The following is a 14,040-nucleotide window of genomic DNA, read 5'->3' as shown; positions in this document are numbered from 1 at the left end:
AAGTGCCAGATCGTGAATCCGTCGATTCATGATCCAACACTAGGTTAGTATGTTTCTTTTACATTAAACTTCCTATTAAAAGATTACCCTTGAAACTGGTAAAATAGATAAGTAAGTATAGAGAACAATTTATTAAAAAGGGGAATAAAATGGCAGATAAAAAATTACTTCTAATCGATGGTAACTCTGTAGCTTTCAGAGCCTTTTACGCTCTTTATCGTCAACTAGAATCTTTCAAAAGTCCGGACGGCCTGCACACTAATGCCATTTATGCTTTTAAAAATATGCTTGATGTCCTTTTGAAGGACGTTGATCCAACTCACATTTTGGTAGCTTTTGATGCAGGAAAAGTAACTTTTAGAACAAAGATGTATGGAGAATATAAAGGTGGACGTGCCAAAACTCCAGAAGAGTTGCTCGAACAAATGCCTTACATTCAAGAAATGCTGCATGACTTGGGTATTAAAACTTATGAATTGAAGAATTATGAAGCAGATGACATCATTGGTACTTTTGCTACGAAGGGTGAAAAGACCGGGTTCACAACCACGATCGTAACTGGTGACCGCGACTTGACCCAACTTGCGTCCGACAAGACGATTGTCGAAGTAACTAAATCTGGTGTTTCTCAACTTGAAGCCTACACGCCTGAACATATGAAGGAAGTTAATGGTGTTACTCCAACCGAATTCATCGACATGAAGGCCTTAATGGGTGATAACTCTGATAACTACCCAGGTGTCGAAGGTATTGGTCCTAAGACAGCTTCTAATTTAATTCAAGAATATGGTTCAGTAGAAAATCTTTACGATCATATTGATCAAATGAAGAAATCTAAGCGTAAGGAACGTTTAATTCGTGATAAAGACAAGGCCTTTTTAGCTAAAAAACTTGCTACAATTGATCGTGATTCACCAGTTACCATTGATATTGATGATGTAAAACGTCAACCAGTTGATTATGAGAAACTGCGTCAGTTCTATGAAAAGATGAATTTCCGTAAGTTCTTGGCAGAACTTAATGCGTCAGGTGCTGGTCAAGGTAGTGCAGATGTTGAAAAAGTTGAATACACCGTTTTAAATGATGACAATGTTAAAGATGTCAAAGCTACTGAAAAAGACACTGTTGAATTTTATCTAGAAATGCTCGGTGCTAACTATCACCTAGCTCCTTTTGTTGGCTTCAGTTTGAAGCTCAATGACAAGATCTACGTTTCAAGATACGTGGAATTGCTTGAAGAAGATAATATCAAGCACATCTTAGAAGGCGAAAAGATTAAGAAGAATGTCTTTGACCTAAAGAGAACAATGGTTGCTGCACATCGTTTAGGCATTCATACGCACGGCCTTGATTACGACATGCTTTTGGCATCCTACTTGATCAATAATGAAAACAACTCTAATGATCTGGGTGAAATTGCCCATCTTTATGGTGATTACTCCGTTAAGACCGAGCTTGAAGTCTACGGCAAAGGTAAGAGTGAACATGTTCCCGATAATGACGATGAATTGTTCAACCACTTAGCTTCCAAGGTCAACGCCATTGAAAAGCTTAAGCCGGAGCTTCTTAAAAAGCTTAAAGAACACGAACAGGATGCTTTGTTTGACACAATCGAAATCCCAACTGCTCGTGTTTTAGCCAGAATGGAAATGAACGGGATGAAGGTTGAAGCCAGCACTTTGCTTCAGTTGCAAAATGAATTTGCCGTTAAATTGAAGGAACTCGAAGACAAGATTTATGACCAAGCCGGTGAAAAGTTCAACTTGAACTCACCAAAGCAATTAGGTCACATTTTGTTTGAAAAGCTTGGTTTGCCAGTTATCAAAAAGACTAAGACTGGTTACTCAACTTCAGTTGAAGTCTTGGATCAATTAAAGACGCAAAGCCCAATCGTTAGTGAAATTTTGGATTACCGTCAAATTGCCAAGATTCAATCTACCTATGTAAAGGGTCTGCTTGATGTTATCCAACCAGATGGTCGTGTACATACACGTTACTTGCAAACTTTGACTGCCACTGGTCGTCTGTCCAGTGTGGATCCTAACTTGCAAAATATCCCTACCCGCACCGAAGAGGGTAAGCAAATCAGAAAAGCTTTCGTGCCAAGTGAACCAGACGGCTACATTTTCTCTTGCGATTACTCACAAGTTGAACTTCGTGTTTTAGCTCACGTTTCGGGCGATCAAAACATGCAAGAAGCCTTCAAGACCGGTTATGATATTCACTCACATACCGCGATGAAGATTTTCCACTTGGATTCACCAGATCAAGTAACGCCACTGATGCGTCGTCACGCTAAGGCTGTTAACTTCGGTATCGTTTATGGTATTTCCGATTACGGTTTGTCCAAGAATTTAGGTATTTCTAGAAAACGTGCGCAAGAATTTATCGACAACTACTTCGAACAATATCCTCAAATCAAGGATTACATGAATAAAGCAGTACAAGAAGCACGTGACAAGGGCTATGCCGAAACAATCATGCACCGTCGCAGATACTTGCCAGATATTCACGCTAAGAAGTACACCGTGCGTGCCTTTGCTGAAAGAACTTCTATTAATTCACCAATTCAAGGTTCAGCTGCCGATATTATTAAAATTGCAATGATTAACATGCAAAAGAAGTTAGATGAACTACATTTGAAGACTAAAATGGTAGTGCAGGTACACGATGAATTGATTTTTGATGTACCAAAAGATGAGCTAGAAACAATTAAAAAGATTGTGCCTGAAGTAATGCAATCAGCTGTTAAGTTGGACGTGCCATTGATTGCTGATTCTGGCTGGGGACACAATTGGTATGATGCAAAGTAGGTGATAAAATGCCTGAAATGCCTGAAGTTGAAACAGTTCGAAGAACGCTGCTTCCTTTAGTTAAGGGAAAAACTATTAAAAAAGTGATTTTGTGGTATCCAAAAATTGTAGCGACTGATCATGAAAAATTTTTATCTGAATTGCCTGGTAAAAAGATTATCGATATTGATCGCTACGCCAAGTATTTGCTTATTCGCTTGAGTGATAATTTAACGATTGTTTCTCATTTGCGAATGGAAGGAAAGTATCATTTAACTGCGTCTGATGCGCCTAAGGATAAACACGATCACGTTGAGTTTGTTTTTACTGATGGAACAGCGTTGCGTTATAATGATGTGCGCAAATTTGGGCGGATGCAGCTAATTTTAACTGGCACCGAAAGACAAACTACAGGGATTGGTAAGCTTGGAGTAGAACCAAATAGTTCTAAATTTACTTCAGAATATTTAATCAATGGCTTAAAGCGTAAGAAGAAAAATATCAAAAACACTTTGCTTGATCAATCAGTAGTAGCTGGTCTAGGTAATATTTATGTTGATGAGGTTCTTTGGCGAACCAAGATTCATCCTTTAAGTCAGGCCAATAAAATTCCTGTGGAAAAAGTATCTGAATTACATGATCAGATCAATAAAATTATTGCCGAAGCAATTAAGCTGCAAGGTACTACAGTTCATTCCTTTTTGAATGCGAATGGACAAGTCGGTGGCTTTCAAAGTAAATTGCAAGTTTACGGTCATGTAGGTGAGCCCTGCCCAGTTTGTGGTACTAAATTTGAAAAAATTAAGGTTAATGGTCGGGGAACCACTTTTTGTCCTCATTGTCAGGTGATTTATAAATGAGTTATGTCTTAGCATTAACAGGTGGAATTGCCACCGGTAAAAGTACTGCTGATGATTTTTTTAAAAAGAAAAACATTCCGATTATTGACTGTGATCAAGTTGCCCACGAACTGATGAAACCGGGCAATGCATCTTGGCAAGTGATTAAAGATCATTTTGGGGTAGAATATTTAAATTCAGACCAAACAATAAATCGTAAAAAATTAGGGCAATTAGTTTTTAGTAATAAAAGAGCCTTGTCTGAATTAAATCAGTTGACGCATCCGTTAATTTTCGATAAAACAGTAGCAAAGATAAAAGAATATCAGAATTTTGCTCTTGTTATTTTAGATGCACCAGTGTATTTTGAAGCGGGATTGGATAAAAAACATGTAGCTAATGGAGTTTTAGTGATTACCCTTCCTGAGCAATTACAGATTGAACGTTTAAAAAAGCGTAATAATCTATCTGACGAGGAAGCAAGAATGCGGATTAATAGTCAGATGCCATTAGCTGAAAAAGAAAAAATGGCCGATTTTGTAGTGGCAAATACTGGTACAATAAAAGAACTAGAGAATAAACTAGCACAATTATTGGTAAAGATTAGAGAAGAGGGATAACTATGGAATGTCCAAATTGTCATCAAAATGCTTCTCGCGTTATTGATTCGCGGCCTAGTGATGAAAACCGGGCTATTAGACGGCGCAGAGAATGTGAAAATTGTGGTTTTCGCTTTACTACTTTTGAACGAGTGGAAACTGCTCCTTTGTTGGTAGTAAAAAATGATGGTACCCGTGAACCATTCAGTCGAAAGAAAATTTTGCACGGAGTAATGGCAGCCGGACAAAAACGGCCAATCAGTAGTGAACAATTTGAGCAATTGGTTGATCGTGTCGAAAATAAGGTAAGAAAACAAGGCGTTAGTGAAATTTCATCTAAGAAGATTGGTCAGTATGTCATGGATGATTTGGCTAATTTGGATGACGTAGCTTATATTCGCTTTGCTTCAATTTACCGTGAGTTCAAGGATATGTCTAGCTTTATGAAGACAATGGAAGATATGATGGCCAAAAAAGGAAAGGGTAATTAGTCATGTTTGCAACGTCTGATCCTAAGCATCTTTATTATGTAGCCAACAAGATTACCCTTTTTCCAGAGAATGAGAAAATCTTGATTAAATTGTATCAGCCTTTGGTTGGCGCGGTGGCAATTGCCTTGTATCAGACTTTAATCAATGACTATGATCCATATGGTATTGTTTCTGATGCAAAGGGAATTTATTCACTACAGGAGCAACTTGATTGTAGTTTAAAAGATATGTTTCATTCTTTGCATAAACTGGAAGCCGTAGGTTTAGTGCAAACTTTTTTAGCGGATAATGTCTTCAATAATATCATTGTTTTTAAGTTATTACAGGTTCCTAGTGCAGACAAATTTTTTGCAACACCACTGCTAGCAAGTTTGTTGAAAGAAAAAGTTGGCAGCCCAACCTTTCATGACTTGAGTCATGCTTTTGCTAAGGAAGCAAAACTGCGTGAAAAGCCAATCAAGAATGCGCGCGATGTCTCAGCCAACTTTTTTGATGTTTTTCGCTTGCCAGGGGATGAAGCAATTAATCCATCTAATGAGGTAGTAGAAGCTGCGCAGGAAAATAAAGCGCCTGAGGTAGAAACTGCTGAAATTAATGCCCAGGATCCAATTGATTGGGATCTGATTAAAGATCAATATAATGTCTATCAAATTCCAGCTCAAGAAGTAGAAATTAAAAAGAACCAAATTCGGGGCTTAATACAGACATATAATTTATCGGAACAGGAATTTGTGGATGAGACTGTTCCCTGTTTGCATGGTACACATAAATTAAACATGCATGAAATTAGTAATACCATAGCAGAAAATTATAAACGATTGCATACTAGGGAAAACATTCAAAAACAAATTGAAGAAGGCAAAAAGCGCGCTATTGCGACTATCAAAGGTTTGGACGCTAATGATAGAAAATTGTTACTCGAAGCTAATGAAAATTCCCCATCTGAATTTTTATACAAATTAAAAACTGAAAAGGGTGGAATTGTAGCTCCAGGCGAAAACTATATTATTAATCAGCTGCACACGCAGTATGGCTTGCCGGAAGATTTGATTAATATTTTGATTCATACCTGTTTGACCTACGATACTGTTGTAACTTCTAATCGTGCTTATCGAATAGCTAATGATTGGCTGCAAGGTGGTATTAGTACTGGGGTACAAGCTCTTGAATATGTGAAGAAGCGTAAAGCCGATATTCTTAAAAAGAAAAATCGACAGTCATATCGACAAAATAAGCGAGTCGAAAAAGGTACCGATTGGAGCAAGAAAAAGGCTAAAAATGAAGGTATGTCAACAGAACAGCTGAAGGATATCTTTAAGGATCTGAAAAATAAGTAAATAGAGGGTAGGTGAAATAATGGAAGCAATTGGTGATTTGCTTAAAAAAATAGTTAAAGAGCGTAATTTAGGTAATGAGAAAGAACTGTTGAAAACTGCTTTACACGATCCAGATGTGCAAGCGTTTTTGCAGGCAAATAGGGAAAAAATAGATAAGGCGATGATTCGAAATAGTATGGCCAATATCTATGAATATTATGCGCAAAAACATAGTCAGAATCAGGTGCTGGCCGGTTATGCTCCGAAATTATTTTTGAACGGCAAAGTAATTGATGTACGTTACAAACCTACCGAGGCTAAGATTGTAGCAGATCAGCAACGAGCAGCCAAGCGGCGTCTTCATTTAATTGATCTGCCTGCTAAATTGCATGATGTTAATTTAAGTGATATTGAGGTTACAAATGATCGCCAGCAAGCTTTAACCCTGATTTATGATTTTTTGAAAAAGTACAAAGCTGATCCTCACCAACAAGGCCTTTATTTGTCGGGCGACTTTGGGATCGGGAAGACCTATATGCTAGCGGGACTTGCAAACTATGTAGCAACTAATTTTGATCGGAATGTTGTATTTTTACATGTTCCAACTTTTATTGCAGGTTTATCAAGTCATTTTGGTGATAACAGCTTGCAAGATGAGATCAGGAATTTAGCTGAATGCGATATCTTAATTTTGGATGATATTGGGGCAGAAACATTAAGTCAGTGGTCACGTGATGACGTTTTAGGAGTAATTTTACAGGCAAGAATGGATAATGTTTTGCCAACTTTTTTCTCTTCTAATTTAGATATGGAAGCATTAGAGTCACACTTTGAGGAAACCCGTAATGCAACTGATCCAGTTAAAGCTAAAAGATTAATGCAACGAGTACGTTTTTTAGCTAAAGAAGTAGTAGTTTCCGGTCCTGATCGACGAAATTTTTCGCATTAATTTCAAAAAGGTCTTGCATCGTTCACTTTGATGCGTATAATTGAAGTTAATTAAACGAGACATGATGATGTTCGGCTCAGAGAGAAGGACCTAGTTCTGGAAGTTCTTCATTAGAAAATCACCCCAATCGTTTATTCCCCAAAATTGAATTTTAAGAGGCTGGATACCTTTATCAATCTATACGAGAGGTTAGACGTACGCTAACCTGAATTTTGGGTGGAACCACGCAATTAACACGTCCCAGTGCTTTTATTAGCACTGGGATTTTTTTATTGGAGGTAAAAATATGAGTTTTTCAGTTACTTTGCCAGACGGTTCAAAGAAAGATTTTGATAAGGCTGTTTCAGTTAAGGAAGTAGCTTCATCAATCGCTACATCTCTTGGAAAAGCTGCCGTTGGTGCTAAAGTAAATGGCGTTGTTAAGCCACTTGATTATGAAATTGACAATGATGTTGAAGTTGCCATTCTTACTGATAAGGATGAAGAAGGCTTGGATATTTTAAGAGCTACTGCTGCTTTTGCACTTGAAGCAGTTGCTAAGAATAAGTACCCAGAACTTCGTTTGGGTCAACATGTTGCTGATGAAGGCGGCTTTTACGTAGATACTGACAAAGATGACCAAATTAAGGTTACTGAATTGCCAGAACTTGAAAAAGCTATGGAGAAGTTGATCAAGAGTGGTCAAGCAATTGAACATGTTGTGATGGATAAGTCAGAACTTGAAGATATTTTCAAGGATGATCCATATAAGAGCGACCTTTTGAAGGAAATTGACAGTGACAAGGTTGATGCTTACAAGTTAGGTGATTTCGTTGACTTTGGCTTTGATGCTTTATTGCCAAACACTGGTAAGATTAAGCACTTCAAGCTTTTGTCAGTTGCTGGTGCTTACTGGCTTGGTAAATCATCCAACCCAATGCTTCAAAGAATCTTCGGTACTGCTTTCTTCAAGGAAGCTGCTTTAAAGGAAGATTTGAAGCGTCGTGCAGAAATTAAGGAACGCGACCACAGAACTATCGGTCGTGACCTTGACCTCTTCTTCGTTGATCCTAAGGTTGGTGCTGGTCTTCCTTACTGGATGCCAAAGGGTGCTACTATTCGTCGTGTTGTTGAACGTTACATTATCGACCGTGAAGTTGCTGACGGCTATCAACACGTTTACACTCCAGTATTAATGAACCTTGACGCTTACAAGACTTCAGGTCACTGGGCACACTACCGTGATGACATGTTCCCACCAATGGACATGGGTGATGGCGAAATGCTTGAACTTCGTCCAATGAACTGTCCTTCACATATTCAAATTTATAAGCACCACATTCGTTCATACCGTGACTTGCCACTTCGTGTTGCTGAACTTGGTATGATGCACAGATATGAAAAGTCAGGCGCTTTGTCAGGCCTTCAACGTGTACGTGAAATGACTTTGAATGATGGCCACACTTTTGTTGCCTTGGATCAAGTTCAAACTGAATTCGCTAAGATTTTGAAGTTAATCATGGACGTATACAAGGACTTCGATATTACTGATTACTACTTCAGACTTTCATACCGTGATCCAAAGAATACTGACAAGTACTTTGCAAATGACGAAATGTGGGAAAGAAGTCAAAAGATGCTTAAGGGTGCTATGGATGACCTTGGCCTTGACTATGTTGAAGCTGAAGGTGAAGCAGCATTCTACGGTCCTAAGCTTGATATTCAAACTAAGACTGCTTTGGGTAATGACGAAACTATGTCAACTATCCAACTTGACTTCATGCTTCCAGAAAGATTTGGCTTAACTTACGTTGGTCAAGATGGTGAAGAACACCGTCCAGTTATGATTCACCGTGGTATTGTTGGTACTATGGAAAGATTCATTGCTTACCTTACTGAAATTTACAAGGGTGCATTCCCAACTTGGCTTGCTCCAGTTCAAGTTGAAATTATTCCAGTTAACCTTGATGCTCATGGTGAATATGCAGAAAAGGTTCGTCAAGAACTTGCTAAGCGTGGCTTCAGAGCAGAAGTTGATACTCGTAACGAAAAGATGGGCTACAAGATTCGTGAATCTCAAACCCAAAAGGTACCATATACTTTGGTATTAGGTGATGACGAAATGAACACTAATGGTGTAAATGTACGTCGTTACGGTACTGATGAAGAAATTTCTAAGAGTTTAGATGACTTTATCGCTGAAATTGACGCTGACGTTAAGTCATACTCAAGAGAAAATTAATTAATATAATTAAAAAATAAAATAAAAAACGTATGCTAGGTCTAATTAAGACGACTTTATTGCATACGTTTTTTTGTTGGTAAAACTAATGTAATTGATTTTTTACGTTTGTAAGTAAGAAGTAAAAAAACTGTCATCGCCTTTAACTTTTATGAAATATTTTAATGAAATAATGAAAATAGCAGTTATATAAGGGAAGGTGATAAACGTGAAAAATAAACTCATTATATTTATGACAACTGCGCTATTTATGTTAGCTATTATTGTAATGGGTCAAAATAGAGTAGATGCTGCATCCTGGGGAGCTAAGAACTTATTTACTACGCCAAAGAAAACTCGCGGAACATGGTACTATAAGCATGAAGGCAAAATCAAGAAGCTTAAAATCACAACGCATACATTTAATAAAATCAAATTGTATAAAATGTTGAGCAGTAATAAAGCAATCAAGTGGACTAAAAAATTAGCTAAGGCTGATAAGAAATCAGGATATAAATTAGCTCAAAAGGTTGGTATTTCTCAGTATGAAGCTACTGATTTTAAATTTCATAAAACACCAGGTTTTGCTGCTAATGGCTGGCTATCTAGCGATAGAGCAGATTCAGGACACACTTATGTTGCTATAAAGAAAAAAGATAAAAGTAATAATGATAAAGTAGATGCACTGAGAGTAGGAAATGGAGCAGATAATTCATTTTTATATTATTGCTATAAGAGCAAAAAATTAGTCAAATAGGTTATAATAATTTTATTGATTATTCAATCACATTTTTATATTTTGCACTGAAATCTTAATTCAGTGCTTTTTTCATGAGGATTAGACTAAATAAGATGATAATACGCCAGCGAAAAAATTATTTAACTTCTCAATTTTTATCTAAGATTAGTGCAGATGGAACTTTGAATATTGAAAGTTTGATTGTTCTGACTTGCGCAATTTTTATTGCAAGTGTTGGATTAAATGTTAATTCAACAGCTACTATTATTGGTGCAATGTTAATTTCACCTTTGATGGGACCGCTGCTAGCAATTGGCACAGGCCTTGCTTTATATGATGTTACTTTGCTGCGTAAAGGAACGATTTCATTATTAGCAGAAATTATTATTAGTTTAGCTGCATCTACAATTTATTTTCATTTTTCTCCTTTGACTTATGCTAGCCAAGAAATTATTGCACGAACTTCACCAACGATTTGGGATGTAATGATTGCGTTTTTTGGAGGAGTTGCTGGAATAATCGGTGCACGTAAAAAAGAAGCAAATAATATCGTACCTGGTGTAGCGATTGCAACAGCCTTAATGCCACCAGCTTGTACGATAGGGTATTCAATTGCAGTAGGCAATCTTAAATATTTTTTAGGATCAAGTTATTTGTTTTTGATTAATTGCGTTTTCATAATTTTGACTGCTTTTTTGGGTGTAAAAATTATGAAATGGCTAAGTTATTCTACTAAGCAATCTAAGTTGTTTTTCTTACGCAAGCCAACCTTTAAAGAGTTTGCGATAATTTTAGTAGTAATTATTTTAATTATTCCTAGTATCTTATCAGCTAATCAGATGGTGAATAAAACTCTAGTAGATCAAAATGTTCAAAATCTTGTTGTTAATGAGTTAGGCAATGTTAATCTAATTAAAGAAAATGTCGATACGCAAGGAAAAATAATTAATCTTACAGTTTCAGGTAATAAAATTAATGCTAAGAAAATTCAAGTGGCTAAAGCAAACTTAACAAAATATGACCTGAAAGGCTATTCACTGAATATTGTACAAGTAGCTCAGGTTAATCCCAATGCAGAAAATCAATTAGATCGACAAGTAAATAATATTATTAATCAGCGTCAGCATGAACAAGAACAAGCTGATGAAAAACGTCAACAAGAACAAGAAAAACGTAATCAAAAAATTCGTAAACTGTCCTCTGCAATATCTTCTGTTACTGCAGTTAGCGATAATAAAAATAAGCAAATTACTTTGATAGAGTTAAAAAAGCCGCTATCTAAGAAGAGAAAAAACGCCTTAGTAAGACAAATAAAAGATAAATATCCAAATATTAATTTAGTGGAATTTGTTCAAGAAAATATTAAAAATTAGAAAGTATATAGCATATTACTTTTATTGTGAAATATCTTGATACTAAAATAAATTTTGTAAAGTTTGTTTTATTATAAAAACGTAAATTGCAATAATAAATTGAACATTTAGGCTGTTTGATAGATTTTATCTAATTCTCTTTCGAAGATTTCATCTGGTGTGTGATATGCCAGGATCTTTCTGGGTAAAGAGTTGCACCAGGTTTCAATATCAATGATTTGTTGGAGAGAATAGTTATTGATGCAGTCTCCTTTAGGAATGAATCTGCGAATAAGACCATTATGTCTTTCAACAGTTCCTTTATCACAAGAAGTATAAGGATGAGCATAATAAACAAGAGTCTTAGAAACTTCTTCTAAATTAGCTAAATCCGCAAACTCTGAACCATTGTCAGTAGTAATCGTCTTGAAGATGTCATTCCAGTGCTCGCTGTATTGTTTTTGAAGCATTTTAAAAGCCTGCATGACACTGGCAGATGTCTTGTCAGGTATGCGAATAATCAAGAATTCACGGCTCATGCGCTCAGAAAGCGTTAATAGAACCTGATCATCTTTGGTTTTATGCCCTAGAACAAGATCACATTCCCAATGACCAAATTCATTGCGCTGGTCAATCTCTTTAGGTCGCTCTTCGATGCTTCGTCCCAGCTTTTTCTTGTTTTTGCGAACATGATGGAGCTTGGTATTACGTTTAATTTTTTCAGGCAAATCATAGTTCTTAATTGCAATTAGGCCTTGTTCTACATAGTTGTACAAAGTTCTGGTGCAGACTGTTTGATGATGTGAGAATTCACCGATAGCTAAGCTACGATTGGCACAAACGTCAAGTGACCAGCCGTCCTCAAAAAAATGATTAATGACGTAGCTAATAAAGTTTGCTTTCTTCAAGAAGTCCGATTTACGACCACAGTGACGACGATTAATCTGATAAACGCTCTGACCATGTTCAGCCTTATAGCGCTGCTGCTTGCCATGATAGAGAGAAACAGTACCACGTTTGACCTCTTGTGACCTCCAATAGATGTTTTTGTGGATATTAACATTCTATCAAACAGGTCCAGATGGACTTTTATTTTTATAAAGTGTTTAACTTGATTTTACAATCGGCGAAAATAATTAAAATAATAATTTTCAATATAAAAAGTGAGAAGATTGATAATAAGGTCTTCTCACTTTTTTGATTACTTGATGATTTTAATAATATCATTGAAAATTTGGTTAAGCAGTAGATGATTGCGTTTATAGATAGATTCTACTGATTCGTTGTCAGTATATTCTTTCTTTTCACCATAATTTCTAACTTTCATATTATTTGGACCATAATAGCTAGCAATTTTTTCACCAAATCCGCTTTCCAAAGTATTATCTTCTAAGGTTACAACTAATTCATGGTTGGCCATTAGACTAGTCAATGTCTCAGTATCAAGATGAGCTACGTATTTCGGATTAATTAAAGTTGCATTAATATCATGTTTCTTTAAAAGTTTACGAACTTTTTCGCCTAATTGATAGAAGTCTCTTACGCCAATAATTGCGACTTTTGATCCTAGTTTAACATCATAGTTGGTCTTCATTAATTGGACTTCCCTCAGGAAATAGATTAACTGGGCTCTTAATAGCTACAGGATGTTTTCTTTGTTTAACAGCCCAATTAAGCATTGATTTCATTTCATTAAGAGTAGTAGGTGCTAATATTCTCAATTAGGCCAATTAGCAATCATCATATTATCAAAAACTCCAACATGAGTTTTTGAAGTATTAGTAACCCCACCACCAATAACTACCATGACTACTGGTAAATCATTTGTAGCAACATCATGGGAAAGTTGATCATATGCTCGTTGTAAGAGAGTAGAGTTTTCAAACCAAATGGGGGTGATGCCTTCCTTGACAGCACCGGCTACAAAAGCTATAGATTCTTGTTCAGCAATACCAACGTCTTTGTAATGTTTGGGATAATTTTCTTTGATTTCGTTTAAACCAAACATATGAGGAATAGCAGCGTTAATTGCTAGGATATTTTTTTGATTTTGGATATGTTTTTTAGAAAATCAACCATGATACTTGTAGAGTTTGGAGTTTTAGGAGCAAGAGCTAGAGGTTTGTCAGTCTTTAAGTTAAAAGGGTTTACCCAGTGGTGAGTAGCTTCATTTTAGATTGCTTCTAGAATATGATCTTTAGTAAATTCATATCGACCACCAAAAACTCTTGAACCTTCACTTTTATCAGGGTCAACAATTATTCCTACTTTAGATTGAATAAATAGATCATCGCGCTTTATTTTGCTTAATTTTAGGACTTGGCCAAAGATTTTTTCAGATTCGCCTTGGCCATAAATATCAGCCGAATCAATAAAATTAATGCCATTATCGAAGGCTGCTTCTAAAGCTTCAGTAGCTTGCTGCGGAGTTTTAGCATTCATCCGCATAATACCCAATCCCATAGCTGAGATTTTTAAAGAAGTAATTCCTAAATTTGTTTGGTTCATAAAAAATAATCTTTCTAAATACTTATATTTGATTTCATAAAAAATCATACAAGCATTTAAAAAGGCTGTGAAGACGGCACAATTATGTGCCTAGGGAACTTTTAGGTAACCTAGTCGACAAACATTTTATGTAAATTGGCTAATTTTTATTCCTTCACTTGCTTTGTTTGTTCATTTATTGGGCAAGTAGGATGTTTAACGAAACTGTCAAATCTTTTGTGTAAATAGATCTTTCTCGTAAATTGATTTTTTAAT

12 protein-coding genes and 1 pseudogene are annotated in these 14,040 nt (G+C 36.2%); 9 read left to right on the top strand and 4 right to left on the bottom strand.

Translation table 11 applies throughout. From position 1 onward, the window contains the following. Positions 1–149: 149 nt before the first annotated feature. From polA to CP366_RS09470, 9 genes are all read left to right on the top strand, one after another. A complete protein-coding gene (gene polA, locus CP366_RS09510; RefSeq protein WP_089145994.1) occupies positions 150–2,813 on the top strand; it encodes a DNA polymerase I in 2,664 nt (887 codons plus the stop codon). Positions 2,814–2,821: 8 nt separating this feature from the next. After that, a complete protein-coding gene (mutM, locus tag CP366_RS09505) occupies positions 2,822–3,652 on the top strand; it encodes a DNA-formamidopyrimidine glycosylase (RefSeq protein WP_025005309.1) in 831 nt (276 codons plus the stop codon). Then, positions 3,649–4,251 (top strand): dephospho-CoA kinase, encoded by a 603-nt coding sequence (gene coaE, locus CP366_RS09500; RefSeq protein WP_089143316.1) that lies wholly within the window; start codon positions 3,649–3,651, stop codon positions 4,249–4,251. The genes mutM and coaE overlap by 4 nt, the downstream gene beginning before the upstream one ends. Before the next feature lie 2 nt (positions 4,252–4,253). Continuing rightward, positions 4,254–4,721, top strand: a complete 468-nt coding sequence (nrdR, locus tag CP366_RS09495; RefSeq protein WP_023488426.1) for a transcriptional regulator NrdR — start codon at positions 4,254–4,256, stop codon at positions 4,719–4,721. A gap of 2 nt (positions 4,722–4,723) precedes the next feature. Continuing rightward, positions 4,724–6,058, top strand: a complete 1,335-nt coding sequence (locus tag CP366_RS09490; protein ID WP_023488425.1) for a replication initiation and membrane attachment family protein — start codon at positions 4,724–4,726, stop codon at positions 6,056–6,058. Between the two features lie 19 nt (positions 6,059–6,077). Beyond that, positions 6,078–6,986 (top strand): primosomal protein DnaI, encoded by a 909-nt coding sequence (gene dnaI, locus CP366_RS09485; RefSeq protein ID WP_089143317.1) that lies wholly within the window; start codon positions 6,078–6,080, stop codon positions 6,984–6,986. 286 nt (positions 6,987–7,272) lie between these two features. Continuing rightward, positions 7,273–9,207, top strand: a complete 1,935-nt coding sequence (thrS, locus tag CP366_RS09480) for a threonine--tRNA ligase (protein ID WP_089143318.1) — start codon at positions 7,273–7,275, stop codon at positions 9,205–9,207. A 199-nt stretch (positions 9,208–9,406) separates the two neighbouring features. Further along, a complete protein-coding gene (locus CP366_RS09475; protein WP_081307113.1) occupies positions 9,407–9,943 on the top strand; it encodes a hypothetical protein in 537 nt (178 codons plus the stop codon). A 95-nt stretch (positions 9,944–10,038) separates the two neighbouring features. Next, positions 10,039–11,298, top strand: a complete 1,260-nt coding sequence (locus CP366_RS09470) for a DUF389 domain-containing protein (RefSeq protein ID WP_089145993.1) — start codon at positions 10,039–10,041, stop codon at positions 11,296–11,298. Between the two features lie 107 nt (positions 11,299–11,405). On the opposite strand, the pseudogene CP366_RS09465 reads toward CP366_RS09470, so the two are convergent. The 4 genes and pseudogenes from CP366_RS09465 to CP366_RS10985 all read right to left on the bottom strand — a co-directional run. Then, positions 11,406–12,308: pseudogene (locus CP366_RS09465) on the bottom strand (IS30 family transposase); the annotation flags it as partial. A gap of 170 nt (positions 12,309–12,478) precedes the next feature. Next, positions 12,479–12,871 carry a transketolase C-terminal domain-containing protein gene (locus CP366_RS10995; protein ID WP_081079822.1) on the bottom strand — a complete coding sequence of 131 codons (393 nt, stop codon included), beginning with the start codon at positions 12,869–12,871 and terminating at the stop codon, positions 12,479–12,481. A gap of 123 nt (positions 12,872–12,994) precedes the next feature. Further along, a complete protein-coding gene (locus tag CP366_RS10990; RefSeq protein WP_089145992.1) occupies positions 12,995–13,285 on the bottom strand; it encodes a hypothetical protein in 291 nt (96 codons plus the stop codon). A 164-nt stretch (positions 13,286–13,449) separates the two neighbouring features. After that, positions 13,450–13,785, bottom strand: coding sequence for an aldo/keto reductase (locus CP366_RS10985; protein WP_089143232.1), 336 nt, complete (start codon positions 13,783–13,785; stop codon positions 13,450–13,452). Positions 13,786–14,040 lie beyond the last annotated feature (255 nt).

Origin of the sequence: Lactobacillus sp. UMNPBX15 (genome assembly GCF_002553785.1) — a bacterium.
In the GTDB taxonomy this organism is placed as follows: Bacteria; Bacillota; Bacilli; order Lactobacillales; family Lactobacillaceae; genus Lactobacillus; species Lactobacillus crispatus.
Note: the sequence above shows the minus strand (reverse complement) of the source record. Positions and strands in the feature narration are given on the sequence as shown.